The organism is Streptomyces sp. NPDC003284 (genome assembly GCF_053589675.1).
In genome coordinates this window covers 35,839-62,607 of the sequence record NZ_JBSFSI010000015.1, presented here as the reverse complement: position 1 = coordinate 62,607, position 26,769 = coordinate 35,839, and the positions used below count along the sequence as shown (strand labels likewise).

27 protein-coding genes and 1 pseudogene are annotated in these 26,769 nt (G+C 72.1%); 15 read left to right on the top strand and 13 right to left on the bottom strand.

Annotation, left to right across the window (positions count from 1 at the left end):
- Positions 1–9: 9 nt before the first annotated feature.
- The 3 genes from ACWDYF_RS27315 (at position 10) to ACWDYF_RS27305 (ending at position 3,549) form a co-directional block, all read left to right on the top strand.
- On the top strand, positions 10–1,344 hold the full coding sequence (locus ACWDYF_RS27315) for an aspartate aminotransferase family protein (RefSeq protein ID WP_389468045.1): 1,335 nt from the start codon (positions 10–12) through the stop codon (positions 1,342–1,344).
- A gap of 175 nt (positions 1,345–1,519) precedes the next feature.
- Positions 1,520–2,632 carry an ADP-ribosylglycohydrolase family protein gene (locus ACWDYF_RS27310; protein ID WP_389468043.1) on the top strand — a complete coding sequence of 371 codons (1,113 nt, stop codon included), beginning with the start codon at positions 1,520–1,522 and terminating at the stop codon, positions 2,630–2,632.
- A gap of 71 nt (positions 2,633–2,703) precedes the next feature.
- The gene (locus tag ACWDYF_RS27305; RefSeq protein WP_381736539.1) at positions 2,704–3,549 is read left to right on the top strand and encodes a DUF1206 domain-containing protein; all 846 of its coding nucleotides are present in this window, start codon (positions 2,704–2,706) and stop codon (positions 3,547–3,549) included.
- A 61-nt stretch (positions 3,550–3,610) separates the two neighbouring features.
- Here the strand turns inward: ACWDYF_RS27305 and ACWDYF_RS27300 are convergent, their stop codons facing one another.
- On the bottom strand, positions 3,611–4,600 hold the full coding sequence (locus ACWDYF_RS27300; RefSeq protein ID WP_389468039.1) for an alpha/beta fold hydrolase: 990 nt from the start codon (positions 4,598–4,600) through the stop codon (positions 3,611–3,613).
- A 158-nt stretch (positions 4,601–4,758) separates the two neighbouring features.
- Here ACWDYF_RS27300 and ACWDYF_RS27295 point away from each other — a divergent pair, with 158 nt between their 5' ends.
- The 4 genes from ACWDYF_RS27295 (at position 4,759) to ACWDYF_RS27280 (ending at position 8,042) form a co-directional block, all read left to right on the top strand.
- A complete protein-coding gene (locus ACWDYF_RS27295; RefSeq protein ID WP_389468366.1) occupies positions 4,759–5,403 on the top strand; it encodes a helix-turn-helix domain-containing protein in 645 nt (214 codons plus the stop codon).
- A gap of 198 nt (positions 5,404–5,601) precedes the next feature.
- Complete coding sequence (locus ACWDYF_RS27290) at positions 5,602–7,017, top strand: lamin tail domain-containing protein (protein ID WP_389468036.1); 1,416 nt, start codon at positions 5,602–5,604, stop codon at positions 7,015–7,017.
- A gap of 179 nt (positions 7,018–7,196) precedes the next feature.
- Positions 7,197–7,472: a DUF4190 domain-containing protein gene (locus ACWDYF_RS27285; protein WP_018567314.1), complete on the top strand. Its 276-nt coding sequence runs from the start codon at positions 7,197–7,199 to the stop codon at positions 7,470–7,472.
- 117 nt (positions 7,473–7,589) lie between these two features.
- Positions 7,590–8,042 carry an SRPBCC family protein gene (locus ACWDYF_RS27280; protein WP_018567315.1) on the top strand — a complete coding sequence of 151 codons (453 nt, stop codon included), beginning with the start codon at positions 7,590–7,592 and terminating at the stop codon, positions 8,040–8,042.
- Positions 8,043–8,174: 132 nt separating this feature from the next.
- Here ACWDYF_RS27280 and ACWDYF_RS27275 read toward each other — a convergent pair whose 3' ends face one another.
- Entirely contained in the window at positions 8,175–9,611 is a 1,437-nt protein-coding gene (locus ACWDYF_RS27275) for an FAD-dependent monooxygenase (RefSeq protein WP_389468031.1), read from the bottom strand.
- Positions 9,612–9,774: 163 nt separating this feature from the next.
- A complete protein-coding gene (locus ACWDYF_RS27270) occupies positions 9,775–10,518 on the bottom strand; it encodes a GntR family transcriptional regulator (protein ID WP_381736543.1) in 744 nt (247 codons plus the stop codon).
- Between the two features lie 197 nt (positions 10,519–10,715).
- On the opposite strand from ACWDYF_RS27270, the gene ACWDYF_RS27265 reads away from it, so the two are divergent.
- The 6 genes from ACWDYF_RS27265 to ACWDYF_RS27240 all read left to right on the top strand — a co-directional run bounded on the left by ACWDYF_RS27265 (position 10,716) and on the right by ACWDYF_RS27240 (position 16,209).
- Entirely contained in the window at positions 10,716–11,255 is a 540-nt protein-coding gene (locus ACWDYF_RS27265; RefSeq protein WP_389468028.1) for a YbhB/YbcL family Raf kinase inhibitor-like protein, read from the top strand.
- A gap of 8 nt (positions 11,256–11,263) precedes the next feature.
- Positions 11,264–12,001, top strand: a complete 738-nt coding sequence (locus ACWDYF_RS27260) for a metal-dependent transcriptional regulator (protein ID WP_381736545.1) — start codon at positions 11,264–11,266, stop codon at positions 11,999–12,001.
- A gap of 420 nt (positions 12,002–12,421) precedes the next feature.
- Positions 12,422–13,822: a DUF7507 domain-containing protein gene (locus tag ACWDYF_RS27255; RefSeq protein ID WP_389468024.1), complete on the top strand. Its 1,401-nt coding sequence runs from the start codon at positions 12,422–12,424 to the stop codon at positions 13,820–13,822.
- A 223-nt stretch (positions 13,823–14,045) separates the two neighbouring features.
- Entirely contained in the window at positions 14,046–14,768 is a 723-nt protein-coding gene (locus tag ACWDYF_RS27250; RefSeq protein WP_389468021.1) for a DUF4232 domain-containing protein, read from the top strand.
- 439 nt (positions 14,769–15,207) lie between these two features.
- On the top strand, positions 15,208–15,729 hold the full coding sequence (locus tag ACWDYF_RS27245; RefSeq protein WP_389468018.1) for a hypothetical protein: 522 nt from the start codon (positions 15,208–15,210) through the stop codon (positions 15,727–15,729).
- Between the two features lie 87 nt (positions 15,730–15,816).
- Entirely contained in the window at positions 15,817–16,209 is a 393-nt protein-coding gene (locus ACWDYF_RS27240; protein ID WP_018567324.1) for a hypothetical protein, read from the top strand.
- Between the two features lie 150 nt (positions 16,210–16,359).
- Here the strand turns inward: ACWDYF_RS27240 and ACWDYF_RS27235 are convergent, their stop codons facing one another.
- The 9 genes from ACWDYF_RS27235 to ACWDYF_RS27195 all read right to left on the bottom strand — a co-directional run bounded on the left by ACWDYF_RS27235 (position 16,360) and on the right by ACWDYF_RS27195 (position 24,715).
- On the bottom strand, positions 16,360–17,319 hold the full coding sequence (locus ACWDYF_RS27235) for a GNAT family N-acetyltransferase (RefSeq protein ID WP_451584306.1): 960 nt from the start codon (positions 17,317–17,319) through the stop codon (positions 16,360–16,362).
- Between the two features lie 140 nt (positions 17,320–17,459).
- A complete protein-coding gene (locus ACWDYF_RS27230) occupies positions 17,460–18,608 on the bottom strand; it encodes an NUDIX domain-containing protein (protein WP_389468012.1) in 1,149 nt (382 codons plus the stop codon).
- 357 nt (positions 18,609–18,965) lie between these two features.
- A complete protein-coding gene (locus ACWDYF_RS27225) occupies positions 18,966–20,828 on the bottom strand; it encodes an ABC transporter ATP-binding protein (protein WP_389468362.1) in 1,863 nt (620 codons plus the stop codon).
- A gap of 888 nt (positions 20,829–21,716) precedes the next feature.
- Positions 21,717–21,890, bottom strand: a complete 174-nt coding sequence (locus ACWDYF_RS27220) for a hypothetical protein (protein ID WP_389468009.1) — start codon at positions 21,888–21,890, stop codon at positions 21,717–21,719.
- Positions 21,878–22,387 carry a hypothetical protein gene (locus tag ACWDYF_RS27215; protein WP_389468006.1) on the bottom strand — a complete coding sequence of 170 codons (510 nt, stop codon included), beginning with the start codon at positions 22,385–22,387 and terminating at the stop codon, positions 21,878–21,880. The genes ACWDYF_RS27220 and ACWDYF_RS27215 overlap by 13 nt, the downstream gene beginning before the upstream one ends.
- 12 nt (positions 22,388–22,399) lie before the next feature.
- Positions 22,400–22,549 carry an Atu4866 domain-containing protein gene (locus ACWDYF_RS27210; protein ID WP_389468003.1) on the bottom strand — a complete coding sequence of 50 codons (150 nt, stop codon included), beginning with the start codon at positions 22,547–22,549 and terminating at the stop codon, positions 22,400–22,402.
- A gap of 322 nt (positions 22,550–22,871) precedes the next feature.
- Complete coding sequence (locus ACWDYF_RS27205; protein ID WP_389468001.1) at positions 22,872–23,915, bottom strand: amidohydrolase family protein; 1,044 nt, start codon at positions 23,913–23,915, stop codon at positions 22,872–22,874.
- Between the two features lie 25 nt (positions 23,916–23,940).
- Complete coding sequence (locus tag ACWDYF_RS27200; protein WP_389467998.1) at positions 23,941–24,402, bottom strand: amidohydrolase family protein; 462 nt, start codon at positions 24,400–24,402, stop codon at positions 23,941–23,943.
- 181 nt (positions 24,403–24,583) lie between these two features.
- Entirely contained in the window at positions 24,584–24,715 is a 132-nt protein-coding gene (locus ACWDYF_RS27195) for a hypothetical protein (protein ID WP_389467995.1), read from the bottom strand.
- A gap of 131 nt (positions 24,716–24,846) precedes the next feature.
- Here ACWDYF_RS27195 and ACWDYF_RS27190 point away from each other — a divergent pair, with 131 nt between their 5' ends.
- Together ACWDYF_RS27190 and ACWDYF_RS27185 are read left to right on the top strand one after the other, a co-directional pair.
- On the top strand, positions 24,847–24,996 hold the full coding sequence (locus ACWDYF_RS27190; RefSeq protein WP_389467992.1) for a hypothetical protein: 150 nt from the start codon (positions 24,847–24,849) through the stop codon (positions 24,994–24,996).
- A gap of 90 nt (positions 24,997–25,086) precedes the next feature.
- A pseudogene (locus tag ACWDYF_RS27185) lies at positions 25,087–25,646 on the top strand (transposase family protein); the annotation flags it as partial.
- A gap of 63 nt (positions 25,647–25,709) precedes the next feature.
- Here ACWDYF_RS27185 and ACWDYF_RS27180 read toward each other — a convergent pair.
- The gene (locus tag ACWDYF_RS27180; protein WP_389467990.1) at positions 25,710–26,456 is read right to left on the bottom strand and encodes a GNAT family N-acetyltransferase; all 747 of its coding nucleotides are present in this window, start codon (positions 26,454–26,456) and stop codon (positions 25,710–25,712) included.
- Positions 26,457–26,769: the final 313 nt, after the last annotated feature.

Sequence of the window (26,769 nt, the reverse complement as noted above, 5' to 3'; positions counted from 1 at the left end):
GGAGGCCCCATGAACACCCGTGCAACGACGCTGCCCCGTACCCGGCAGAGCCGTGTCTGGTTCGAACGCGCTCAGGCGTCGCTCGCCGGCGGCATCAGTTCCTCCTCCCGGGCGACCTCGGCTGGACCGCACCCCTATCCGCTCTACATCGAAAGCGGATCCGGCAGCCGCATCCGGGACGTCGACGGCAACGAGTACATCGACTACCTCATCTCCTACGGCAGCGCGGTGCTCGGCCACGCCTCCCCGCACCTCACCGAGGCACTCACCGGTGTCCTGCGGACCGGCACGATGTTCGGCACCTGCAACACCCTGGAGGTGGAACTCGCCGAACTGATCCGCGACATGGTGCCCTGCGCGGAACTCGTCCGCTTCGCCAACTCGGGCAGCGAAGCGGTGCAGGGCGCGGTACGCGCGGCGCGCGGCCACACCGGGCGCTCCAAGATCCTCAAGTTCGAGGGGCACTACCATGGCTGGACCGACACCCTGGCCGTCTCCAACCGCCCGACGGCCGTCGAGGCAGGCCCCGACACCGCCCCGGTGTCGGTACCCCACTCACCCGGCATCCCCGCCGGGGTGGTGGACGACGTCGTCGTCTGCCAGTGGAACGACCCGATCGCCCTGAGAACCGCGCTCGACGCCCACGGCCGTGAGCTGGCAGCGGTCGTCTGCGAGCCGATCGTGGCCAACAACGCCTGCACCATGCCGCAGCCCGGCTATCTGGACCTGCTGAGGAAGGAATGCACAGCACGCGGCATCGTGCTCGTCTTCGACGAGGTGTGCACGGGGTTCCGCACCGGTCCCGGCGGTGCCCAGGGCATGTTCGGGGTCGTACCCGACCTCGCGGTCTTCTCCAAGGCTCTCGGCGGCGGCCTGCCCATAGCCGCCTTCGCCGGACGCAGGGAGGTGCTGGAATCCGTCGCGGAGGGCCGGGTCAGACACGGCGGCACCTACAACGCCTCGCCGCTGTGCGCGGCCGCCGCGCTGGCCACCCTGCGCCGGCTGAACCGGCCCGAGGTCGTCACACACCTGCGGGAGAGCGGCGAACGTGTCATGGAGGCGATCCGCCGCGCCGCTCACGACCGGCGCGTTCCGTGCGCGGTGCAGGGCGTGGGCGCCATGTTCCAGGCCGTCTTCACCCCCGACGGCGCACCGACCCGCAGATACCGCGACCTCCTCGGCGCCGACCAGGCCCGCCACGACACCTTCCGCCACGAACTCTTCAGACGCGGCATCCACACCAACGCCTACGGCCTGGCCTGCTGGTTCGTCCCCGCCAGCATCACCGGAGCCGAACTCGACTCCACGTGCGAGGCGGTGGAGGCCGCGTTCGCCGCACTGTGACATGACGGCAACGGGCAGGCCGTAGGCCATCGCGAACACGGTCCGCCAGGAGGAACGCGGGAATGCCGGGACGCCGCCGGGCCGGGTTCCTCCGGAACCGACCCCGGACAGCAGCAACGAAACGGACCAGGCCATCATGAAGACCTGTGCCCGCGTCCGAGGAAAGGCCCCCGGCGTGCCCCACCAGAAGGACCCCCAGCGGCAGTTGCTCGGACAGCAGTCCCGGGTGCGCGGGATGATGCTCGGCCTGGCGCTCGGGGACACCCTGGGCGCGGCACGGGGCGAACTGCCCGCCGCCGGCCCGCTGCGGGCCGGGGTCAGCACCCAACTGGCCTGCTTCACCGCGGAGGGCATCATCCGCGCACAGGTCCGCGGCAACCACAAGGGCATCTGCCACGCACCGGGCGTGGTCCTGCACGCCTACTGCCGGTGGGCCTTCCTGCAAGGCATCGAGACGGCGACGATGCGCCGCCGCTGGGCGAGTCACGGCAGCACGCCGTGGCCGGACGGCTGGCTCGCCGCCGTACCCGCGCTGGCCGAGCGGCGCGGCAGCGCACCGGCCACGGTGGCGGCCCTGTCCCGGATCGAGGACGGCTACGAGCGGATGGCGACCGGGAGCCGGGGCTCCCACGCACTGACCCGGGGCCTGCCGATCGCGGTCACCGGACTCGGCGGCATCGCCCAGTCCGCCGCGGTCGCCGCCCTCACGCACGGCGACGCCGCCGCCCAGTCCGCCACCGTCCACGCGGCGGTCCTCGCCCACCACTGCCTGACCCGCCCGGCGGCGGCGCCCGGCCCGCCCTCCGGGACCGGCGCCCCGGCCGGGCCCGCGCTGCACGCGGGTGTCGCGGCCCTGCCGTCCGCGGGCCGGCCGGTCACCGCCGACGAGCACGACCGGCTCGTGACGGTACTGCGGTACGCGCAGGAGCACCCCGCCGACCGGACCCGGCTGGCCCGCCTCGCCCCGGACGCCACCGCGCCCTCGGCCCTGCTCGGCGGCCTCTACGCCGCGGCCTCCTTCCCCGGGCGTACGGCGGTCCGCGCCGCCCTGGAGTTCGCCGCGGGCGCCCCGGACGGCGCCTCCGTCGCCTGTGTCACCGGCGCGCTGCTCGGCGCCGCCCACGGGGCCGAGGCGCTCCCCGCCGGTTTGGTCGCCCGCCACGAACTGGCCTGGGTCCTCGACACCCTGGCCCGCGACCTGGTCACGGAACTCGACGACTCGCCCAGCGGCAGCGAGTACGTCCCGGGCTGGGACCCGCACTGGTGGGACCGCTACCCCGGCTGGTGACGCCCCGGCCCGCGGGCGCACACCCGGTCCGGATCCGGTGTCGAAGACGGATCCGCGGGCATCGGGGATCCATGGACGCAGGGTCAGTGATGTCGTACGGACAGGGGAAGGCCCGCCGCGCCGCCCGCAGCAGGGCGGTGGCCGGCGCGGCACGGGCGGGGTTCGCGGCCCGCGGGCTGATCTACGTACTCGTGGGTGTGATCGCGCTGGAGATCGCCTTCGACCGCGGCGGCGGCGGGCGGCAGGCCGATCGCGGGGGCGCCCTCGGCGAACTGGCCGACAGCCCCTTCGGATCGGTCACGCTGTGGATCGTCGGCACCGCGCTCGCCGGGATGGCGCTGTGGCGCCTGTCGGAGGCGGCGGTCGGCGGTCCCGGCCCGGACGGCGCGAAGCCGTCCCGGCGGGCCATGGCGGCGGCCCGCTGCGCCTTCTACGTCTTCGTCTCCTTCTCCGTGCTCTCCTACGCGGCCGGGGACCGGGGGAGCGGCAGCGGATCCTCCGACCGGCAGACGGACGACGTGACCGCCACGGCGCTGTCCTGGCCGGCCGGCCGGTGGATCGTGGGCGCCGCGGGGACCGCCGTGGTGATCGCCGGTCTGTGGATGTCGGTCCGGGCCGCGCGGAAGACGTTCCGGCGGCGTCTGCGCACTGAGGACATGTCCCGCCGCGCCCGCCGGTGCACCGATCTCCTCGGTGTCGCGGGCGGGACCGCCCGCGGCGTCGTCTTCGCCTCCGCCGGGGTGTTCGCCCTCGTGGCGGCCGTCCGCCGACAGCCCGGAGAGGCCAAGGGGATGGACGACACCCTGCGCGCGTTCCGGGACCTCCCCGCCGGACCGTGGGTGCTCGCCCTGGTCGCCCTCGGGCTGGCCGGGTTCGGCGCCTTCTCGTGGTGCCACGCCCGCTGGCGGCGCCTGTGACCCGCCCGCGGGGCCGCTGCCGGGGCCCCCGCCGGGGCCCCGGTCACCGGGCGCCGAGGGTTCAGCCCGGAAGGGAGGCGAGCCAGGTGGTCAGCAGGCGGTTGACCTCCTCGGGACGTTCCTGCTGGATCCAGTGCCCGCAGCCGTCGAGGAGGTGGGCGGCGGCCAGGTTCGGGAGGGTGACCGGATAGGCGTCGATGGCGTCGGCCATCCAGGTCGTGGAGGCGTCCAGGTTGCCGCCGACGAACAGCGAGGGCTGCTGGATCGGGGCACCTTCGTAGGGGGCCAGGTCCTCCCAGTCGCGGTCCATGTTGCGGTAGCGGTTGAGCGCCCCGGTCAGTCCCGTACGCTCGAACTCGCCCGCGTACACGTCGAGTTCGTCCTCGGACAGCCAGGCGGGCAGCTTCCCGCCGGGGAAGCGGTCGCGCAGCCGGCCGCCGTCGCGCGTCACGAAGTGCGGGTCGGGCTCGCCCGGCGCGGGCATGGTGTCGGCGGACAGCGCGGCGTAGAAGCCCGCGAGCCAGCCCCGGACGTCGGGCTCGATCTCCGCCTCGGCCCGGCCGGGCTCCTGGAAGTACGACACGTAGAACTCCTCGTCGCCGCCCATCCGCGCGAAGACGTCGGAGGGGCGCGGCCCGCCGGGCGGTGTGTAGGGGACGCTCAGCAGCCCGACCGCGCGGAACACCCCGGGGTGGACCAGGGCGGAGGCCGCCGCGATCCCGGAACCCCAGTCGTGCCCGACGACCACCGCCTGCTCCTCGCCCAGCGCACGCACCAGGGCGACGTTGTCCTCGACCAGATCGAGCATCCGGTACGCGTCCGTCGCGACCGGCTTGGAGGAGCGGCCGTAACCGCGCACATCCGGGGCGACCGCGCGGTATCCCGCCGCCGCGAGGGCCGGAAGCTGGTGGCGCCAGGAGTACCAGCTCTCGGGGAAGCCGTGGAGGAGCAGGACCAGCGGTCCGCTGCCCTGCTCGACCAGGTGCAGACGGCCGGCGGGCCCCTCGACGGTGCGGTGGCGCGGCCCGGCGGACGGTGTCGGCTGGTGCATCGCTTCTCCTCGGTTCACGGTGTGCGCGGTCACCCGACGATCATGCGGCGCCGCGGCCGTCCGGCGCGAGCGACCGTTGCCAGTCTGGCAAACTGGCAGGACAGAGCGGTGGTGAGATGACGGTGGAGACGGTACGACCGGAAGGCGCGTGGGACGAGATGACGGACGACGGCACAGCCGACGCACTGGCGGCCCTGGGCCCCCGGCTGCGGACCGCCCGCGAGCGGTGCGGCGCCACACTCACCGGCGTCGGCCGGGCGACCGGTATCGCGCCGAGCACGCTGTCGCGGATCGAGACCGGCCGGCGCAAGCCGACCCTGGAGGTGCTGCTGCGACTGGCGAAGGCGTACGACGCCTCCCTGGACGAACTGACCGGCACCGCACCCGAGACCGCCCCTGCCACGACGACCGGCCCACGCGCCCCGGCGACCGACCCACGCACCCCGGCGCCGCCGCCGCGCCCCGGTGACGACAAGGCCGTACTGCCGCTGACCCGCTACGTGGGCGGCCTGCACGCCCACAAACACGTCCTGCCCGCGCCCGGCACACCGCCCACCCGGCCCCGGCAGGTCTCCCACGACGGCTACGAATGGCTGTGCGTCCTCTACGGGCGCCTGTGGCTGGCCCTCGGCGACCAGGATCTCGTGCTGGGCGCGGGGGACATCGCCGAGTTCGACACCCGCACCGCCCACGGAGTCGCGAACGCCGGGACCGGCGGACCGGTCGAGTACCTGATCATGTTCGGCCCCCAGGGAGAACGCCTGCGGCCCCGTACACCACCGCTCCCCGGCCGTACCCGGTAGGAACGGCGAGGCGGCACGCCAGGGTCAACCACCCCCGGCAAAAAGCCAGTTGCCCGAGACCGGCGCCCACCCTGCCTGCCCGCCGCAACACTTCGGCGATCGTTTACCCACCGGTCACCTGGGTAGAGCAGTCCCGTTCGGCCGGCGCCGCAAACCTCATGGCGCCCTGCCCCCCCCGACGCACTCAGGACGGACTCCGTGACTGCATCGATCGCCCGCCGACGGCGCCGAGTTCTCGCCCTCCTCCTCGTGGCGGGCCCGCTGCTGGCCTGCGGCACCCTGACCGCCCCGGCGCACGCGGCCCCGGCCGACGACATCCGCATCAACGAGGTGGTGACCACCGGCGACGTCGACGACTCGATCGAGCTGTACAACCGGGGCACCGCGGCGGTCGACGTCTCGGGCTGGATCCTCAAGGACGACGACAACGACTCCCGGTACGCGATCCCTTCCGGGACCAAGCTGGCGGCAGGGGCCTTCCGCGCCTTCGACGTGCACGCCCAGTTCGGCCTCGGCTCCAACGACAAGGCCCGGCTGTACCTGGCGGACGGCAAGACCCTGGTCGACAGCTTCTCCTGGAGCAAGCACTCCGCCCCCTCCTGGTCGCGCTGCCCCGACGGCACCGGCCCCTTCAAGGCGGCCGCCCTCACCCTGGGCGCGCCCAACGACTGCGGAGGCGACGGCGGTGGCACCACGCCCGTGGCCTGGCCGGGCGGCAGCACGGTGAAGACCGCGGACGCCGCGAACGTCTTCGGCGAGGACCTCAGCGGCCTCTACCAGGAGGGCGGCGTGCTCTGGGGCGCCCAGAACAGCGGAAGGCTGTGGCGCCTGGTCCGGGACGGCTCCGGCGGCTGGAAGCCCGACACGTCCGCCGGCTGGTCGTCCGGCAAGTCCCTGCGCTTCCCCGGCGGTTCGGGCCGCCCCGACAGCGAGAGCGTCACCCTCACCGGCTCCGGATCCGCCGGGGGAGTGTTCGTCGCCACCGAGCGCGACGGCGACGCCTCCGGGACCAGCAGGCTGTCCGTGCTCAAGTACGACGTGAGCGGCACGGGCTCCGAGCTGACCGCCGCCAGGGAGTGGAACCTCACCTCCGACCTCCCCGCCGTCGGCTCCAACGCGGGCTTCGAAGGCGTCACTTGGGTGCCGGACACCTACCTCACCGGCGCCGGGTTCAAGGACGCCTCGACCGGCACGGCGTACGACCCCTCCCGCTACGGCGCGCACAGCGGCGGTGTGTTCTTCGTCGGCGTCGAGGGCACCGGCATGGTCCACGGCTACGTCCTCCAGGACTCCGGCGCCTACCGACGCGTCGCCTCCGTCAGCAGCGGCATGAGCGGCGTCATGGAACTCCAGTGGGAGCCGCAGGCCAAGCGCCTGTGGGTCGTCTGCGACGACACCTGCCACGGCCAGCACCGCACCATGAGCGTCAACGCCTCCGGCGCCTTCGCCACCACCGCCGTCTACAACCGCCCCAGCGGCATGCCCGACTACAACAACGAAGGGTTCGCGCCGGCCGGCGCCGACGAGTGCGTGTCCGGCACCAAGCCGGTCTACTGGGCCGACGACTCCGACGACGACGGCCACGCCCTGCGCAGGGGCACCATCACCTGCTGAACGCGTACCTGCTGCCCTCTCCGCCCCCGAAGCTCCAGCTCATCGCCGCCCCAGGCCAACTTCTGGGACACGCGGCGAAGTTGACCTCGCCGCGCACAGGCATGACCCGGCCGGTACGGGCAACCAGAAAGGTACCGAAGGAGTAAAGGAAACCAACCGCCACAGACTGGGAGATAACAATGTCGTCCTACAGCCATCGAACGAGCGCGCGGAAGCCGAGCCGGACGAGCGGGCTGGCGATCGCGGGGCTGGTCTGCGGCATAGTCGGCCTGTTCTTCCTCCCGATCATCCTCGGCCCGCTGGCGATCGTCTTCGGTGCCGTCGCGCTGAAGCAGACCGGCTCCACGATGGCCAAGTGGGACATCGGCCTCGGCGTGGCCGACATCGTGCTCATGATCGTGATGTTCGCCGTCGCGGCCCACAACGGCGGCAGCCTGACCTGGAACATCGGCTGATCCACTCCCCTCGGGCGCCGAAGCGGGAAAACGCCAGGCATGAGGACCGGCGGGCAAGGAACTCTGTGGAGGAGCAGAGGCTCGTTCCCCTCGGCCGATGAGAGGAGAGGAAGACACGTGTCACACGTCGAAGAGTCCATCGAGGTCAATGTCCCTGTCCGCGACGTCTACGACCAGTGGACGCAGTTCGAGGACTTCCCGCAGTTCATGGACGGTGTCGAGCGCATCGAGCAGCGCACGGACACCCTCACCCACTGGAAGACGAAGATCGGTGGGAGGGAGCGCGAGTTCGACGCCGAGATCACCGAGCAGATCCCAGACGAACGCATCGCCTGGACGTCCATAGGCGGCGACGCGAAGCAGGCCGGCGTCGTCACCTTCCACCGTCTCGACGACGGCACCACCAAGGTCATGCTGCAACTCGACTACGACCCCGAGGGCCTGGCCGAGACGATCGGCGACAAGCTCGGGTTCGTCAAGCGGCAGGCCACGGGCGACCTGAAGCGGTTCAAGGGGTTCATCGAGGACCGTGGCGGCACCGCGACGGGCGCCTGGCGCGGCGGTGTGTAGGTACGCGGACCACGTCACGCGCCACGCACCACCCGCCACGCACCACCCACCATCGTGCCCGGTCCGGCTGAGGTCCGGGCACGGTGGGCTCGACGACGCGTCCCGGTCCCGGATCTCCGCCGCCCGCCCGGCTCAGCGGGGCTCGCCGAACCAGCGGCCGAGCGCCGGTACCGGATCGCCCGCTCCGGCCCAGCAGACGTAACCGTCCGGCCGGACGAGCATCGGCTCGGCGGCGACGCCCTGACCCACCCGGTCCACCCGGTCCGACCAGGGCGCGGCGGTCCGGGCGAACGCGTCGGCCGGGTCCAGCAGGACGCCGTGCCCGGACCGCAGCAGTTCGTGCACCCGGGCCGGGCCGAGGTCCAGGTCCGGAGCGGGACGGCCGACGAGCGGGTGGTCCTCGGTGCCCGGCATCGGGTAGCGGACGGCCATGCCGGACATCAGACCGGCGAGCCGGTGCCGGACCTCCGGAAGCCCGGTCAGGTCCGTGAAGATCTCCCGGGCGGCCAGCACCTCGGGGTCGCGGGTACCGGCCCAATCCATCAGCAGGCTCTGCGCCCGGACGTTGCGCAGGACGGCGGCCCCGGCCGGATGCCGTTCCGCGTGATACGTGTCGAGCAGATCCTTCGGTGCCCAGCCCTGCACGGCGGCGCCGAGCTTCCAGCCCAGGTTGAAGGCGTCCTGCATCCCGGTGTTCATGCCCTGCGCGCCGAGCGGCAGATGGACATGGGCGGCGTCGCCCGCCAGGAACACCCGTCCGTGCCGGTACTCCGCGACCTGCCGCGACGCGTTGGTGATACGGCGGGCGTAGCGCAGTCCGAGCAGACGCACCCGTGTCCCGAACACGGTGTCCAGGCCGCGCCGCACCTCCTCCTCGGTGACCGGGACCTCCCTCGGCAGTGAGTGGTCCGGCCCGCCGAGGACCAGGCGGCGCAGCGGCCTGCCCTGCGGATCGGTGCCGAGCGGGAACAGCGCCGCCCAGTGCCCGTCCTCGTTCCAGGTGTGCGACAGGACCGCGTCGGCGCCATCCAGCCGCGCATCGGCGGCCACGACCGTCGACGTACCGGCCTGGCCGGGGAACGCGGCTCCCAGCAGGGACCGTACGGTGCTGTGGGCCCCGTCGGCGGCGACGAGGTAGCGGCAGCGCAGCACGGTGCCGTCGGCGAAGGCCGCGGTGACTCCGTCGCCGTCCTGGGCGAGCCCGGCCAGCTCGTGGTTCCGCCGGGCGCGCAGGCCGTGCGCGGCGAGGTGCTCCTCGAAGAAGCCCTCGATCACCACCTGCGGCACGGACCGCCACGGCAGCGGGTGCTCGTCGGATCCGAGCGGGAGGGGGATACCGGCGAAGTGACCGTTGCCGACGGGGTGTTCTCCGGTGGCGAGCAGCGGCTCCAGCAGCCCGCGCTGGTCGAGCGCCTCCAGAGTGCGCGGCTGCACGCCGCCCGCCCTGGACAGATCGCTGCGCTGCGGCAGCCTGTCGGCGACCACGGTCGAAACCCCCGCCAGCAGCAGCTCGTTGGCCAGTGTCAATCCGGTCGGTCCTGCGCCGACGATGAGCACATCGGTGTCCATGGATTCTCCCGTTGCCGTGCCGATCAGGTCAGGAGCAACGCTCCGCCGATCGCACGACCTGTGCCGGGAACCTGAGCCGTTGCGTCGTTTTCCGACGCGTTCGGCCGTCGCCCCGGTGGAATTCGACTACGACAAGACGGCGGCCTGCCACCCGCCCCGCCTGTCACCGCCCCCGCCCGCCGCCGGATCCGCCTGCCGCCCGGCGTCCTCCGTTCTCCGGGGCGGGACCGGTCTCCCCGGTCAACGCGGCCGCGGTCAGGGTGAGATGCCGGACCAGCACCGCGGCGGCGGTGTCGGCGTCGCGGGCGAGCGCCGCCTCCTCCAGTCGCCGGTGCTCGTCGGCGCCGTCCCGGTGCGGATCGCGCCGGGCGGACCAGCGGCGGGCGAGTTCGCTCGCGGTCCACAGCCGGTCGAAGGTCTCCATGAGGACGGGGTTGCCGCACCCCTCCAGCAGAGTGCGGTGGAAGACCCGGTGGGCCTCGGCCCAGGCGGCGGTGTAGTACTCGCCCTCCTCCGCCGCGAACGCCGGGGTGCGGGCGAGGCGGTGGTGGGCGGCCCGTACGCGCGCCTCCCAGTCGACGTCGCCGCGCTCGACGGACATACGCAGCATGACCGGCTCGACGGTCCGGCGGGCCTCCGCGATCTCCTGCCAGCGGCGGTCGGAGAAGGCCGGGACGGCGAAGCCGCGGTTGGGCAGCCGGTCGGCCAGGCCCTCACCGACCACCCGTACCAGCGCCTCGCGCACGACGGCCAGACTCACGCCCTGTTCCCTGGCGATGTCCTGCGGTTTGAGGGCGTCGCCCGGAGCGTGGTCGCCGCGCAGGATCGCGTCCCGCAGGTGCGCGTAGACCTGCTCGGAGAGCATCCGCTTCCCCGGCGGGGCCGAGGTGTCTGCTGCTTGATTCATGCCTTCAGCATAGACGATCCAGCAGATAATCGATTTTCCGTGGTACTGTCGATCGGCAGGCGGGGAACTCCGGACCATCCGGATCACCGGACCATCCGGATGATCCGGTGATCGTGATCCGGACCGCCGCGATCCCCGCATGTCCCGGACACCCGGGCATGCCCCGACCTCCCCGTATTTCCGAGAGGAACCACGTGTTGAACACCGACGACCCCTTCGCACGCCTCCCCGAGGCAGCCGCCTTCACCGTCACCAGCACCACCGTCTCCGACGGCGCACCCTGGCCGCCCGAGCAGTACTCCGGCCTCTTCGGTGTCCCCGGCGGCAAGGACCTCTCCCCGCAGCTGAGCTGGCACGGAGCCCCCGAGGGCACCAGGAGCTACGCCGTGACGGTCCACGACCCCGACGCCCCCACCGGCTCCGGGTTCTGGCACTGGGCGGTCGCCGACATCCCCGCCGCCGTCACCGAGCTGCCCGAGGGCGCGGGCGACGACACCGGCTCGGGTCTGCCCGCAGGCGCCTTCCAACTGCCCAACGACGCCCGCGCCGCCCGCTTCATCGGCGCCGCCCCGCCGGCCGGACACGGCCCGCACCGCTACTTCGTGGTGGTGCACGCCCTCGACACCGAGTCCATCGGCGTCGAGGCCGACGCCACCCCGGCCGTCCTCGGCTTCACCATGGCCGGCCACATACTCGGCCGCGCCGTGCTGACCGCCACCGCCGAGACACCCGCCTGACGGACCCGATGTCGCACCTCATCGACACCACGGAGATGTATCTCCGCACCGTCCTGGAGCTGGAGGAAGAGGGCGTGGTACCCCTGCGCGCCCGCATCGCCGAGCACCTGGACCAGAGCAGCCCCACCGTCAGCCAGACCGCCGCCCGCATGCAGCGCGACGGCCTGCTGCGCCTCGCCGGTGACCGCCACCTGGAACTGACGGCGGAGGGCCGGCGCATCGCCACCCGCGTGATGCGCAAGCACCGGCTCGCCGAATGCCTGCTCGTCGAGGTGATCGGGCTGGAGTGGGAGCAGGTCCACGCCGAGGCGTGCCGCTGGGAGCATGTGATGAGCGAGGCCGTCGAACGCCACCTCGTGCGGCTGCTGCGCCACCCGACGCGATCTCCCTACGGCAACCCCATCCCGGGCCTGGAGGAACTCGGCGCGCCCGGCACCGCCGCCGCTCCGCTCCCCGGCGGACGGGAGGTCAGCCTCGGCGCGCTGGCCTCCCGCCCCGGCGGCGCGAGCGCGGTCGTACGGCGCATCGGCGAGCCGGTCCAGACCGACCCCCGGCTGCTGCGCACCCTGTGGCACGCCGGAGTGCGGCCCGGCGCGGTCGTCCATGTGTCCTCCTCGCCCGCGGGCGTCGTGGCGGTCGGCAGCGGTCCGGAGAGCGCCGAACTCCCCTCGCGGACCGCCGCGCACATCTTCGCGACCGCGAGCCGAGCCCCGGCCCCCGCAGACGGGCAGGCGACGGGCAGGTGACCGGCCGCGGCGGCCCGGCGACCGGCCACCGGGCCGCCGTCGCTGCCGACGTCGCTGTCCGGCCCGTGCGGCTGCCGCAGGGGCCGTCAACTTCACCGCGGCGGATTCACCCTCGGCGGCACCGAACGCGGCCGACGAAGCAGGCGTGTTCGGCCACATCGGGGCGGTCCCCAGGGGGCGGGCGGGCAACCGGGGCGCCAGTGGTGCGCCGGGCGCAGTCGCGGCCGGGCGGCGCACGGGGAACCGCCCCGGGGCAGGCCGGCAAACCTGTCGCCGCGGGGATGGCCGATCCCGTCCCGGCGGCACTTTCCCCGGTCACGTGCATGCGCTGCGCTACCCGGTGTCCGGACACCCCGGCGCACGCAGAGGTGCGGTCGTCCGGTGGTGCCCTCCAGCAGCGTCGTACCGAGGGGAAGACTCATGACCACTCCTCCCGCAGTTCCGCTCCGGGTCGCGCTGGCCAACGGCAGCTTCGAACAGCCCACCGTGTCCGGTGTGGAGATCCTGCCGGACGCGTCGCAGACGCAGGCCGCCAAGCGGGTCCCGGGCTGGCTCACCACCGCCACCGACCACAGGATCGAGCTGTGGCACTCGGGATTCCAGGGAGTGCCGGCGGCCGACGGCGCCCAGTTCGCCGAGCTGAACGCCAACCAGGTGTCCACGCTCTACCAGGACCTGCCGACCACCCCGGGGACGAAACTGTACTGGCGGCTGTACCACCGCGGCCGCCTCGGCGACGACACCATGGCCCTGGACATCGGCGCCCCCGGCGCCACGGTGGAGCAGCGGCGCTTCACCGACGGCAACACGGCCTGGGGCTACTACACCGGCACCTACACCGTCCCGGCGGGCCAGACACTCACACGTTTCGCCTTCCGTTCCGTCTCCGCGGCCGGGGGCAACCAGAGCATCGGCAACTTCCTGGACGGCATCTTCTTCGGCACCGCCCCCGCCGTGGTCCTCGACAAGACGGCGATCCCCGTGGGACCGCTGGAGGTGGGCGACGTCATCACCTACCGCGTCACCGCCAGGAACGTGGGAGGAGGCGCGGCCGAGAACCTGGTCCTGACGGACGCCGTACCGCCCGGCACGACGTATCTGCCGGGCTCGCTGCGGATCGTCGACGGCCCCAACGCCGGGGCGAAGACCGACGCCGAGGGCGACGACCAGGCCGCCTACGACGCCGAGGGCGAGCGGGTCCTGTTCCGGCTCGGCAACGGGGCGTCCGCCGCGGAGGGCGGAAGCCTGCCCAGCACCGAGACACTGCCGGCGGGCACCACGGTCGAGTACCGCGTCACCATCGACCTGGCCAGCGCGGGCAAACAGGTCAGCAACACCGCGACCGCCACCTACGAGAACCGGCTCGGCACCACCCCGGAGACCCTGACGGCCACCTCCGACGAGGCGATCACCCAGGTCGAACCGGCCGCCGACCTGGTCCTGACGAAGGCCGCCGACGCGACCACCGTCACCGTCGGCCAGACGGTCACCTACCGCGTCTCCGTCCGCAACACGGGACCGAACGACGCCACCGGCGTCACCGTCACCGACCAGCTCCCCGACGGGCTCGTCCTCCTGTCCGCCGAAGGTCCCGGACACCACGACCCGGACACCGGGGAGTGGACGGTGGGCGACCTCGCCGTGGGCGCCGCCGCCACCCTCGTACTGCGGGCCAAGGCCACCGGGACCGGCCTGGTCACCAACACCGCCACCGCCACCGGCAACGAGAAGGACCCGGACACCGGCAACAACACCGACACCGTCAGCGTCTGCGTCGCACCCGCCCCCTCCTGCTGCGACCCCTGTGCCACCGGGAAGTAGCCGCCGCCACACACCCTGAGCGGGCCGGAGCCGCGGTGCTCCGGCCCGCTCAGGGTGTGCGCGGAGCCCGTCGAGGAGGTGGGTGCGGGGAGCCCGCGGGGCCGTGCGGCGCGGCCGATACGCCTGTGACAGAACGAGGACGTCGCGGTGGACCGCCTGTAACTCGCTGCGGGATACAAATACTCCAGACCACAACGCACCGCGCTCCTCCTGGGGGAACACCGTGAAGTACACCCGCATCGCCGCCCTCGCCGCCCTCAGCGTCGCCGCCACCCTCTCGCTCACCGCCTGCGGCGGCGACGGCTCCGGGAAGGACACCTCCGCCCAGGACTCCTCGGCCGCGAACGTGTCCTCCTCGTCCTCGGACAGCGGCGCGCAGACGGAGGGCGGCTCGGACTCCGGGAACGCGCAGGCCTCGAGCGGCACGAAGCCCGGCTCCGGCAACGGGAAGTCCGGCTCCGGCAACACGAAGCCGGACTCCGGTGACAACACCAAGGCCGGCGCGGGAACCGGCGGCGGCGCGGCGCAGACCAGCGGCAAGATCACGTTCTGCAAGACGGCGAACCTGGCCATCGACGCCACGAACGCCGCGCCCGACGCCAGCTCCGGCAGGATCAACATCACCATGGTCAACCGGGGTTCGACCACCTGCTCGGCGTCGGGCTTCGCGGGCGTCGACATCAAGGACGCCGACCACACCTCGAACCCCATCGAACGCGGCCACGCCGAGCCGCGCATCACCACGCTGAAGCCCGGTGACACCGCGATCTTCGACCTCGCCTACGACATCGACACGACCGGCAAGAGCCTCACGTCCCCGACCAACCTCCTGGTGACGCCCCCGAACGAGACCCACACCGTGACCCTGGACTGGCCCGCGGGCGCGGGGCAGATCAAGGGTGCCTACACCGACGTCCAGGTCTTCCCCACGCACACGACCGAGTGAGCGCGGTACGCACGACCGGTCTCGCCTCGGTGACCAGCCGACGCCGGGCGGCGAAGTCGCCCGCACACCGACCACTCCGTGAGTGCCTTCAGAGCCCCCGGAGCCCCCGGAGCCCCCGGAGCCCCCGGAGCCCCCGGCCAACCGGGCAGGCTCACCGTCGCAGCGCCGCCGGAAGTGACGGCGGGCGTGCGGCTGACCTGGCGCTAGGACGAATCTAGGACGGACGGCGGCCCCGCGCCCATAACGTCACCGTGGAGCGGGACTTCAGCGTGATGTGGCCTCCGGGATCACGTGACCTGCTGCCGGGCCCTCTCCCCCGCACCGCCCTGCGAGGACCAGGTCCCAGATGGTACTGAGGTCCCGTACGGGCGGCCGAGTGCGAGTGCGCACCCGGCTGTCGGCCGACGTCTGTCTCCCCCCACGAAGGGTCGGAACACCCATGAACCCAGCCCGTGTCCTCAAGTCCCTCGCGGCCGGTGCGGCCCTGACCGCCGCCGCCCTCGCGGTACCCACCGCGACCGCGGCGGCCGCCCCCGCGGACTGCTCCTACTCCTCGGTCACCAGGAGCAACGTGGAGCTGTACGGCCACGTCGGCTACGTCGAGCTGATGTACTCCTCCGGCTGCCACAGCACCGAGGCGCACTTCCACGTCGACAGTTCCTTCCTCGCCAACCACTCCGGATGGAACGTCACCCTCTGGGTGGGCAACGGCAGGAAGTCCGACAGCAACCCCCAGTCCGTGGTGGTCACGACCCCGTACCCGAACAACACCTCGTACGCGGACTACTGGTCCGTCCCCATCGGCATCTACGGGCAACCGACCGAGCAGTTCGTGGCCGGGGTGACCTGGACCTACAACGCCTGTCACGGCGATTGGGGATCCGGCTGGCACGACTACACCAACGGCTACAACTACGGCGACGGCGGTGCCTACAACTACAGCCAGGGCTGCCACGGCTGAGCCGTCCTCCGTCCGGCAAGCAGGCAAGAGAGAGCCACGAGAGAAACCACGAGAGAAGCCACCAGAGAAGGCAGAGAACCAGACGACATGCGAAAATTCCGCACCGGCCTCGCCGTGACCGCCCTCGCCGCCGCCACCGTCATCGGTGTCGGCACCACCACCGCCTCCGCCGCGGTCGGCAGCGACTCCTACACCCTCCACGGCGTGACCATCACGGGCACGAACATGCAGGACACCACGCCGTGGGTCTCCGCCTCCCTGTGCAACCACCAGAGTTCGGCGAACAGCTTCCGCTTCTGGATCCAGGACGCGGCGGAAGGCCACCGCCACATCACCCCCTCGGACCACACCACCCCCCTGCTCGCCCCCGGCGCCTGCGACTACGTCTACGGGGAGGACAGCGGCCAGGACGCGATCCAGGTCTTCGCGAGCTCCGGCAGCCTGTGGACCTTCGGCACCGACCCGATCTCCCTCGGCTAGCGCGGCGGCCCCCTTCCGCACCCCGCGGCCGGGTCGGGGGACCGGCCGCGGGGTGCGGGTGTCCGCGGAGCCCCACGGGGCCGTCCCGGACCAGGACGCCGTCCCGGACCAGGACGCGTCGCGGCGGCTCGGGTACCGCCACCGGGCCGCTCACTCGGTTTCCCAGTCCCAGGCGTCGACGTAGGCGGCCACTCCACTGCGGCGGGCCCCGGCCACCGCGGTCAGGCGCGCGAAGTCCCGGGACGGCATCAGAGCCTCCCAACCGGCCAGGGGAAGCACCCGCGCCTCGTCGTGCTCACGCGGATCCAGCGTGAGGGAGCGGATCTGCGCGGCGGTGAGCCGGCCGCCGTCGAAGACCAGGCCGAGCGTGCTGTACGGCCACTGGGCGCCGGGCAGCCCGTACACCGTCGCCAGCAGACGCGGCGGGCCGACGACCGTCAGCGCGGTCTCCTCCCGGCACTCACGCACGGCCGTCGCCCAGGGGCGTTCGCCGGGATCCATGGTGCCTCCGACCAACTGCCAAGGGTGCGCGGGCGAGTAGACGGAGTGCAGCTGCAAGGGGCGGTCGTCCTCGTCGGTGAAGTACACGCAGGCGAAACAGGTCGCCTTCAGCACCGTCCCGGCATAGATCTCCAGTGGCATCCGGCCGGGGTCACCACCGCCGCGCGGACCCCCTCCGGTGGCCTGCCCGCCGACGAGGGCCGGCTCCTCCCGGTGTGTCGTCCGCATCAGCGTCGCACTGCCGGCGAACCCGAGGCCACGGTACAGCGGTGCGGTCTCCTCCCCGGCCTGGACCTCCAACAGGGTGACGTGCTCGGAGCGGAGCCGTTCAAGGAGTGCGCCCAGCACCGCTCGGGCGTACCCGCTGCGGCGGAAACGCGGCCGGGTGGCGACGACCTGCACCCGTCCCGCCAGCCCCTCGGGACAGTCGGGAGCCGGAAGCACGGCGTGGATCAAGCCCAGGGCGCAGGCGGCCAGTGAGCCGTCCGGGGCCTCGACGACGAACGCCCGTGCGTCGCCCGTGGCGGCCAGCCGGGGCGCCAGCTCACAGACGCACCGGCGGATCCACTCCTCGCTCATGGGCTCGGCCAGGACGTACGCGGAGCGCATCCGGACGATGCCTTCGGCATCCGCGGGCGTCGCCTCACGAACGACGGCTTCCGGCCCGCTCGCCCGGCCCGGCCCGCCCGGTGTGCTCCGCCTGTGCGGCCGGTCGGGGCGTCCGGGCGCGGCAGACGTCGTATCGGTGCTCATGAACGCTCCTTCACAGACGAGTTGCGCCGCTCCGCGCGCAGACGTGCCAGCGTCCGGTGTCCGCGCTCGGCCAGTTCCGGATCGCCGTGGACGACGCCGAACGAGATCCCGCGCACCGCATCGAGAGCCATGTCGATGACCAGCCGGTCCTCCTCGGCGGAGGTCAGGGGCCTGCCGTACCCCGCCATGAACGCCGCGTGCAGGTCCGGCCGGTCGGCCCAGGCGTCGGACAGGCGGACCAGATCGCGCACCGCCGGGCTCGGCTCGCTCCTCTCCAGATCGATCACGGCCACGGAGCCGTCGGTGTCTTCGCCGTCGTCGTGCAGGATGTTGCGGAGCCGGAAGGCACCGTGGGTCTCCACCCACTCCAACTGCGCAGGTACCCCGTCCTGTCGGACCAGGTACCGGACGAACTCTTCGTCACCCGGGGCAAGATGAGGACGCGCTGCCCGCAGGTGCCGGCCGGGCAGCGCCGTGACGACGACGGCCCGCAGTTCCGCGTCGGTGGCCACCAGCCGGGGCGCGGCCCCGCCCAGGGACCGGGCCCAGGTCCGCAGTGCCCGTACCTCCCGGCCGTGGAACTTGTCGTTCTGGTGGATCTGGCGGCTGACGTGGGCGGGGCGGCTCGCGTCCGGCACCAGGCGGAGACGGTCGGCGTCGGGGTCGTGGGCGATGGCGTCGCCGGGCAGCTGGAAGTGCACGGCGAGCCGGGCGCCGGCCCGGTAGGCGTCCAGTCCGGCGCGGCAGTACGCCACCATCCCGTCCGGCAGAGCGTCCAGAGGCGCCCAGTCCATGGCGTCGCAGACGTCCGGCTCGCAGATCCGCGGTCTGCCCTGCCACCGCCGGACCTCGAAGAAGTGGCCGGTGCGGGAGGAACCTCCGGGGCTGCGGTGGTGCACGGTCACCGCGGCCCGTACGTCGGCCGGGTCGATGACTACACCGCTCTCCTCCCGTGCCTCCCGCACCAGGGCCGTGACGACGTCCTCGTGAGGACCGTCCAGATGCCCGGAGACCAGGTGCCACAGACCCGCGGCGTACACCTGGCCGGCCCGCCGCGACAGCAGCACCTGCGGCCCCGCGGCGCTCTCCCGGCGGAGGATCAGATGGACGTCCACCGGCTCGGTGTGCCGCTGTCCGCCCCTCATCGCGCACCTCCCGGACACCGGGCGAGCAGGGCTGCTGGGCTCGTGTCCCGTACGGTCGTCGTCCGTCCCCTCCCCGCCGCGGGTACAGCCGCCCGGCGGGCACATTGTCGATCGCCCGGCGGGCGTACGGTACGACGGTGGCCGGTCGGTCCGCCGGATGCCGCCGGCGCCACTCCACGCACCGGCCGGGCTCGCGGACGACCGGGGTGCCGGACCAGGTGCTTCTCGGTGTTCGCGCGGATGTGGGAACGGGTGAGCGGCATGTCATCACCTCGGAACGGCGGGGGAGGTGCGGGCAGGTGGGGGTCGCGGGTGCGGCCGCTCCGGCGGGGCGTACCGACGCGGCACCGGGGCCGCTCACGCGGGGGTCCCGCGCTTCTCGCCGTCGGCCCCGGACGTGATCTGGTAGGACAGCAACTGCTGGAACAGGCCCGGCTGCCGGGAGAGTTCGGCGTAGGTGCCCTCCTGGACGATCCGGCCTTCGTCGAGGACCACGATGCGGTCGGCGATGGCGACGTTGGTGATGCGGTGTGTCACCAGCAGCACCGCCCGGTCCCGGGCGAGGGTCCGCAGCCGCTGGAAGATGCGGTACTCGGCGCGGGGATCGAGGTTGGCGGTCGGTTCGTCGAGGACCAGCAGACCGGCCGGACGGAAGAACGCCCGCGCCAGGGCGATGCGCTGCCACTGACCGCCGCTCAGCTCCTCCCCGTTGAGCCATTCCCGGGCCAGGAGGGTGTCCAGTCCGGCGCCGAGCCCGGCGACGACCTCGTCGGCGTCGGCGGCCTCGCACGCCTCGCGGACCGCCACGTCGCCGCGCGCGGTGGGCTGGCCCTGGGTCACGTTCTCGCGCACGGTCAGCGGCCAGTGCGCGTAGTCCTGCGGTACCAGGGCGACCCGGCGCCACAGGGCCTGCGGATCGCAGTCGCCGGTGGGGACGCCGTCCCACAGCACCTGTCCGCCCGACGGCAGGTAGAGCCCGCTGACCAGCTTCGACAGCGTCGACTTGCCCGAGCCGTTGAAGCCCACCAGCGCGGTGACCTCGCCGCGGCGCAGGGTGAGGGAGACGCCGGACAGCGCGTCGCGGCCCTTGCCGGCGTAGCGGTGGGTGACCGACCTGACCTCGATCGCCTCCGGCGGTCCGGGGCGGTGCCGGCCCCGGCGCATCCGGAAGCCGCCGGCCTTGTCGAGGAAGCCGGTCCAGTCGTCCATGTACAGCCCCGTCCGTACGGCGCGCGCGCCGACGGCCACCAGGCCGCGGACCGACATGCCGACCGTCTGCAGGGCGAAGACAGCCGTACCGGCGCGGCCGACGGTGATCCGGCCGGTCGCGAGCAGCCACACGACCGCCCCCCACACTGCCGCCGACCCCAGCCCTCCGCACACCGCGCCGACCAGGGACGTCCAGGCGCCCTTGTCGGCCGCGTCCCGGTCCTCGCGGTTGATCCGGGCGACCGTGTCCCGGTACCTGCCCGACAGGAATCCGGCCATGGTGCCCGCGCGGATCTGGTCGGCGGCGTCCTTGGTGTAGATGTGCCACCGCAGCACCGAGAGCATCCGGTTGTCGCCGTTGCTGCGCAGGTTCGCCAGGTACCGGACGCGCGCGGCGCTGACCTGGGCCAGCGCCTGCGGCAGGCTGGCCGCGACGAGGAGGGGGAGCAGGATCCAGTGGACGCCGGTCAGCACGATCGCCCCGGCGAGGAAGGCGGCACCGGAGGCGATCAGGTCCTGGCCCTCGTTGATCAGGTCGCCGGTCACCTGGGCGCCGCGGTCGGCGGCCTCGCGGTCGCGGTTGAAGTCGGGGTCGTCGTACGCGCACAGCTCGACCTCGGCGCAGCCGGCGAGGAGCATCTGCTCGGCCTCACGTGACATGAGCGGACTCAGCCGGGACGACAGCCAGTTGACGGTGATGCCGAGGAGCGCGCGCACGCCGGCGGCCCCGGCGAGCAGGGCGACGGAGGGCCACGCCTGAAGGAGACGGTGGTAGACGTCTCCGTCGCGCAGGAGGGCGGTCAGGGTGCCGCTGATGGCGACCAGGCCCAGGGCCTGCATGACACCGGTGACGGCCTGGCACAGCAGCAGCCCGACGGTCGCCCGCCGGTCGACGCGCCAGGCCAGGCCCAGCGAACGGCGCACCAGTTGCGGCAGACGGCGGGCCATGTCCCGCATCCGGATCGAGCGGCCGGCCGCCTCGCGGCTTCCGGTCAGGTCGACGTACCGCATCTGCGGCGCGGGAGCGGGAGTTGCGGCGGGAGCGGCAGGGGGCGTGGGTGATGCCTGGGCGGCGGTGCGCGGCCCGGGGACGCCGTCGGTCGCCGCATCGGTGGGCTCGCTCATGCCGCCCACCCCGTGTCCGGTCGTTCTACGGTGCACGTGCCGTCAACGCTGTGAGTGGGCAGGCCGGTCCGCCGTTCGATTCCGAGAGACTGCTGCAAGGGTGCGGGGGTCGGGTACACGGCGTCCTCCGTCTGGGCGTCGGTGTGGCACTGATGCTCTAGAAACGCGGCCGATCTGGTCCCGTCACGGCCTGAACAGAGGGCATTTGGTGAACGCGAGTTCCAATGCCGGGGTCGGGCCATGCGGTCTCGGGATGTCGCCGCTCAAACTCGTTCGATCAGGTTGAATCACTCCGTCGGGGGGTTGCGGACAGCACGGACGGGGCCGCGGTGCGCGACGGCGGCCGCTCGGAGCGGGTGATTGGGGCTGGGAGGGGGGAGGGGCTAAGCGTCGAGGATGGTGAAGGCGACCGCCGGGAAGCGACGGCCCTTGACCTGGAGGGCGAGGGAGTAGGAGCCGGAGGAGACCTTCCACCGCGCGGTCGAGCGCAGCGGATGCGCTTCGGCGAGCCGCGACTCGTGGCCACGCTCGGCGGTGATGGGGCGCAGGAGGCCACGCTCTCCCGCGGCCGGCCGCTCGGCCCCGTGGTGGTGGTCACAGTCACCACGAGGACGGATGCGGTCGTGGTCGCGGTGAGGGCGACGGAGAAGTCCAGGGTGTCGCTGTCGCGGAGTTCGGTGCGTTCAAGGACGAGCGGGGTGAGGGTGGTGGGTGTGCCGTGGGAGGAGGCGAGGAGGGCGTAGGCGAGCGGGCAGCCCTTCTCCAGTCGGTTGCTCAGGTGTTGCGTACGAGGAAGGCGAACTGCTCGCCGGTGACCCGGCCCGAGGTCTTCCACCGCTGGAGGCCGGCCGGTACGCGGTCGGGCTGGGGGGCGGCGATGTCTGCCAGGCGCTTGGCCACGGCTGTGTAGAGGGTGACCAACCCGGCCGTCAGGGTCACGGTGGCCACGTACGGGGCGACCGGTCGGCCGTCTTTCGCAGCAGCCGGGGCATCGCGGCGAAGGCGTGCGGCAGGCCGCCTCCGGTGTCCGGCCGCGGTGTGGAGCGCAGGGCGCGGCGTACGGGCAGCAGCCTCAGGGTCGTGAGGGCGGTGCTGAGGAGGAACACCGCGCCATCCGGGCCCAGCAGATATGACTTGGGCTGCGACCTGTATGAGGACGGCGGCGCCGAGCATGCCGCTGGTGACGCAGTCAGGGCGACCGGGCGCCGTTGTGGTGCGATGTGGTGGACGGTGCGGGAGAACGCGGCCGGTGAGAAGGCGGCAGCTGTCCGTACCTGGGCGACGCGCAGGATGATGACCCAGGTCAGGCCGGGGACCATGCCAGCCGTGGCGGTGGCGCAGATGGCCGCCACCAGGTCGGCGGACATCACCGCGCATGGTGCGAAGCCGGACGCGGTGGCGATCCAGGTGACCTGCTCGGATGTGGTGTTCAGGGAGCGTGCCATGGGGAAGGGTGTTCAGCAGCGGGTGAAGCGGTGTCGGGCGTGGGGCAGACAGCCGTCCCTGAACTCGCCGAAGGCCCAGAATCCCAGGTCGTCGAGGTAGTCGATGCCGTTGCCGGTGATCCAATAGCGGCCCTGGCAGGTGCTGGGCCAGCCCCCGTGCACCTCGTCTAGCGCCCGTCGGGCAGCGTCTGCGCCCTGGCCGGGGTGAGGGCAGCGCGTCAGCATGCGGGGCGGTCAAGTCGGCGCCGGTGGGCAGGACGAGGGTGCCCGAGCAGTTTATGACGATCACGTCGTCGGCGCTGTCCGCGGTCAGCAGACCGGGACCGATGCCCACGATCACCGTGCTGCCGATGAGGACGTCGGTGTTCTGCCAGTCGCCCAGCAGCGGACTACCGGTGATGACGGGTGCCGCCGGTCGGCAGCAGGGGCCGGCCTTCTGGTGTGCGCAGGTCACGCCGCTCGCTGTCGTCACGGCGAGGCTCACTCAGGGGGTGAAGGACGTGTCAGTACATGCTTCGGTCACAGAGAGGGAGGAAGGCGGGCCCTCCTGCCGCCCGGAGGTGTGCGGGGCCGCGCGGCAGGAGGAGCGGGTCGTCGGGGCGCGTAGGGGCCGGGGCCAGGCGGCCGGGGCGTTCAGCACGTACTCGCGGGAGGCGTGGACCTCATCGCGCAGGGCGGTCAAGTCGACATCGAGGACCTGACTGTTCCACTTGCGTGGCTGCCCGTTGATGAGGACGGCGCTGATGTTGCGGGGCTCGGAGCCGAGCACGACGGTGCCCACGGCGTCGTTGAGCGGCATGGTGTTGAGGTCCTCGGCCCGAATGACCAGAAGGTCGGCCTTCTTGCCCGGGGTGAGCGAACCGGTGACACCTGCCAGGCCGTTGGTGCGGGCGCTCTGGAGGGTGGCGAAGTCCAGGACGTCATGGGTGGTGATGCGGGCAGGCGGCTGCTCGGTGCCGTGGACCGCGTTGACCGCGCACATCCGCCGGAGGGTGTGCAGGGCCCGCATCTGCGTGAACATGTCGCTGACCAGGGCCACCTCCACATCGATGCTCAACCCCGGCCGCACCCCGACGGCCAGGGCCTCGTCGATCGCGGGGATCGCGGTCTCCAGCCCGATCTGGGTGTCCGAGGTCGGGGCCAGGGCGATCGTCGTACCGCTCTCCCTGACCGCCTGCCACGCCGCCCGGGTGAGGCCGGTGGCGTGGATGAGGGTGAGGTCCGGGCCGAGGAGGCCGCCGTTCGCCCACAGCAGTATGGCCGTCGAGGAGGAGACGCCGAAAACGGCATCGACGCTCACCCCGATACCCAGATCTTTCGCCGTGCGGGCGAGTTCGGGGCCGTAGGGCAGAGCGGGTCCGGCGATCTCATCAGTGGCCAAAGCGGCCAGGCGCAGGGTCAGCAACCGGTCGTCGTCGGTGAAATACGTGTCCTTGAGACGGGCCAGGTCGCCGGGCCACTGCTTGTCCCAGTTCCCGAAATGCGGCCCCATCGTGGCGTGCACCCCGCGGATGCCGGTATCGATCACCGCCTGGACGGCGGCGTCGGAGTGCTCAAGGGTGCGGGAGGGAGCTGTGGGAGAAGTCGAGCATGGTCGTGATGCCGCTGTCGACCGCCGCTAGTGCGGCCAGCTTGGTGCCGACGTACATGTCGTGCGCCCGATAGACGGTGGCGTAGCCAGCGAGGGTGGACATCATGTAGGCGCCGAGGTCGTCGATGTCCGGCATGATCCGGCGCAGTTGCGTCTCCCAGGCGTGCCGGTGGGTGTCGACGAAGCCCGGGGTGAGGATCGTGCCCTCCGCGTCGACGAGCACCGCACCGCCCCGGTCCAAGCCGGTACCGACCGCGGTTATCGTGTCGCCCTCGACGAGCAGGTCGGCGCCGTGCAGTACACCGAGGTCGGCGTCCATGGTGACGATGGTCGCCCCGATGAACAGGATGCGCCGCTTCGGGTCGGCGGACCGCTGCTGAAGATGCTCGAACACGGCCGGGCTGGTGGTGTCGGAGAAAGGCAAGGGTGGTCCTGTTCATCGGGCCGGGGCGCAAATCCCGGCCGGGTGGGCGATGACCTCAGCCCCGGCCCATCCGGCAGGAGCAACCAGACCGCCGCTTGCCCAGGTACAGCACACCCCGGCTCACCGCGCGTTCCACGTGTCGGCCGACGTGGAAGTGTCAGCGGTTCCGACACCGGAAGTGTCAGTGGTCCGTGCGGCCGTTGTCCTGCTCGGCGTGCGCCTGGTTGTGCTCGTCGACGTCGCCCTCGGCGTGGCTGTCGACGGACCGGACATCCTTCACCGCCGACGGCCCCAACCGGTGGGATGCCTCCATCGGGCAGATCACCGCCTGGACCCACACTCCTGTCTACCGCCCCGACCACACCTCGACCATGCCAGCGCGATGCCGAGCCGCCTCTCGCCGTCGACTCTGAGAGGGGCAGCGAGAGCAGCGGGCTCCTGGTCGTGCCCTGCAACTCCGTGCAGTGCCTCGCCTCGCGCGATGTGAAGCAGCAGTTGTTGGACTGCTGGCCCATCCTCGTCGACCTTGAACGCGGAGACGTGCGGTTCGGGCCCCTGGACGAACGCCATCTGTGGCGGAACCCGAGCCCCTGAGGAGGCTGCGACTGTCCCGCGACCACAGTTGCGGGACAGCCCTTGAAGGGTGTTGCAAACTATGATCAGGGCATCTCCGTCGTTCGGCTGGGGAGCCGCCTACGGCGGTTGCCGCTGGCCGAGCGAGTGCTGTCGGTGGCCGTGTACCACCGCACGAATCTCACCATGCGGCAACTCGCCCCGCTGTTCGATGTCTCACCGGCGACGGTGTGCCGGGTGATCCGGCGGCTCGGTCCACCGTTCGCGCTCGAGTCGGCGCCTCTCCCCGCAACTGCCGATTCTCTGGGGACATGCAGGTCATCGTGGACACGGAGACGCGCCCGGTGGCGGCCGGTGCCGGCAGCACAGCGGACGCGAAAGTCTGGTGGGACTGCGGCCCCGCCGGGCACGGCGAGGGCGTGGCCGTCCTCGGCGACGTCGCCTGCATCGACACCAGGCTGATCGTCCCGCACCGCAAACGCCTTGGACGCGCGCTGTTGGCAGGCGAGGAAGAGGACAACGCGCAGCATCGCAAGGCCCGCACCCGCGTCAAGCACACCTTCTCCTACGCGAAGAACGACAAGATCCTCCGCGACTGCCGACGACGTGGTGACGGCCTTCACCAGGCTGTCCATGCCGTCGCCCGCATGCACATCCCCGCGCTGGCCGCGTATCACACACGTCCGGACACCAGTCCGACCTGCTTCATCAAGGCCTTCTGCAACCCCCTTCGGCTATGGCACTACGACGGTCAGCGATGTGCCAGTCAGCTGGAATCCGAGCTTCTCGTAGACACGGCGGGCGGGATTCGCATCGCTCACGACCAGCGAGATGTCGGTCAGTCCGTCGGCCGCGGCGGCGCCGAGCACGCGGCGCAGCAGACTGGCGCCGAGGCCCGCGTAGCGTGCTCCGGGCTGGCGGAACACGTCCGCGACCCACGGCAGTCCGTCACGGTCGGTGACAATCGCTCCGGCCACCACGCGGTCCGTCTCGTCCACCACCAAGGCGCTGCACGCAAGGACTGGCCCGAGAACGGAGCCCGCCAGCATGGGTGTCAGGAGCTTGTCGAGCGCTTCTTCGTCGCTACCGCGATGGTGGTCGGGATGGTCGGCGGGAAAGGCGGCTCGCCATGCCGGAAACACCGCGGCGGCATCGCGGTCGCAGGGGACGGCCCGAAGTCCGTCTCCAAGGGTGTGGGCGGACCAGCCGACCGGGGGCGGACACGCGACCAGGTCTCTCCGCATTTCATGGGCGTGCCGCATCACCCGTGCGCCACGGCGCAGCAGTTGCTCACCCAGCTCCACGGACCCCGACACCGCCCATCCGGACATGCCGGAGACGATGGATTCGACAGGATCGGGGCCGACCACCTCGGCCAGGTCCGCCCACGGGTGCCCCTCCCGTACACCCTGCAGATAGGTCAGAACCGGCACGCCCTGCCCGTTGGTCAGGGTGTGGCGCTGCTCGTCATCCTCGGTCACTCTTTGTCCTTGCATGATCATGTGTATCTTGGCGCGGGCATCCTATGGTTCCGTACCCGGTGTCACAACAGAATTTCCGCACTGTGCGGAGCGAGCAATTCACCGATGCCCATGAGGTCGAGTGGGCCGTTCCGATCGCCGTGTCGGCGAACTCCACCAGACATCCGCAGCGCGTGCCCTGTTGGTTGTCGTGCAAGGCCATCTCCACCTCGGCATGAACCGGGGTAGATTCCCGCGCCGAGTCTATCTTTGGCGTCGGTTCCGAATTCATGCTTTGATTTCACGTCCTGAATTACTGCGGTTGAACTCGTGA

Bases quoted from the DNA above. Each gene is read 5' to 3' on its own strand.
- ACWDYF_RS27315 (WP_389468045.1), top strand. From the start codon at position 10: ATGAACACCCGTGCAACGACGCTGCCCCGTACCCGGCAGAGCCGTGTC.
- ACWDYF_RS27305 (WP_381736539.1), top strand. From the start codon at position 2,704: ATGGACGCAGGGTCAGTGATGTCGTACGGACAGGGGAAGGCCCGCCGC.
- ACWDYF_RS27300 (WP_389468039.1), bottom strand. From the start codon at position 4,600: ATGCACCAGCCGACACCGTCCGCCGGGCCGCGCCACCGCACCGTCGAG.
- ACWDYF_RS27295 (WP_389468366.1), top strand. From the start codon at position 4,759: ATGACGGACGACGGCACAGCCGACGCACTGGCGGCCCTGGGCCCCCGG.
- ACWDYF_RS27285 (WP_018567314.1), top strand. From the start codon at position 7,197: ATGTCGTCCTACAGCCATCGAACGAGCGCGCGGAAGCCGAGCCGGACG.
- ACWDYF_RS27275 (WP_389468031.1), bottom strand. From the start codon at position 9,611: ATGGACACCGATGTGCTCATCGTCGGCGCAGGACCGACCGGATTGACA.
- ACWDYF_RS27270 (WP_381736543.1), bottom strand. From the start codon at position 10,518: ATGAATCAAGCAGCAGACACCTCGGCCCCGCCGGGGAAGCGGATGCTC.
- ACWDYF_RS27260 (WP_381736545.1), top strand. From the start codon at position 11,264: ATGTCGCACCTCATCGACACCACGGAGATGTATCTCCGCACCGTCCTG.
- ACWDYF_RS27255 (WP_389468024.1), top strand. From the start codon at position 12,422: ATGACCACTCCTCCCGCAGTTCCGCTCCGGGTCGCGCTGGCCAACGGC.
- ACWDYF_RS27245 (WP_389468018.1), top strand. From the start codon at position 15,208: ATGAACCCAGCCCGTGTCCTCAAGTCCCTCGCGGCCGGTGCGGCCCTG.
- ACWDYF_RS27240 (WP_018567324.1), top strand. From the start codon at position 15,817: ATGCGAAAATTCCGCACCGGCCTCGCCGTGACCGCCCTCGCCGCCGCC.
- ACWDYF_RS27235 (WP_451584306.1), bottom strand. From the start codon at position 17,319: ATGCGCTCCGCGTACGTCCTGGCCGAGCCCATGAGCGAGGAGTGGATC.
- ACWDYF_RS27230 (WP_389468012.1), bottom strand. From the start codon at position 18,608: ATGAGGGGCGGACAGCGGCACACCGAGCCGGTGGACGTCCATCTGATC.
- ACWDYF_RS27225 (WP_389468362.1), bottom strand. From the start codon at position 20,828: ATGCGGTACGTCGACCTGACCGGAAGCCGCGAGGCGGCCGGCCGCTCG.
- ACWDYF_RS27215 (WP_389468006.1), bottom strand. From the start codon at position 22,387: ATGGCACGCTCCCTGAACACCACATCCGAGCAGGTCACCTGGATCGCC.
- ACWDYF_RS27195 (WP_389467995.1), bottom strand. From the start codon at position 24,715: ATGGAGGCATCCCACCGGTTGGGGCCGTCGGCGGTGAAGGATGTCCGG.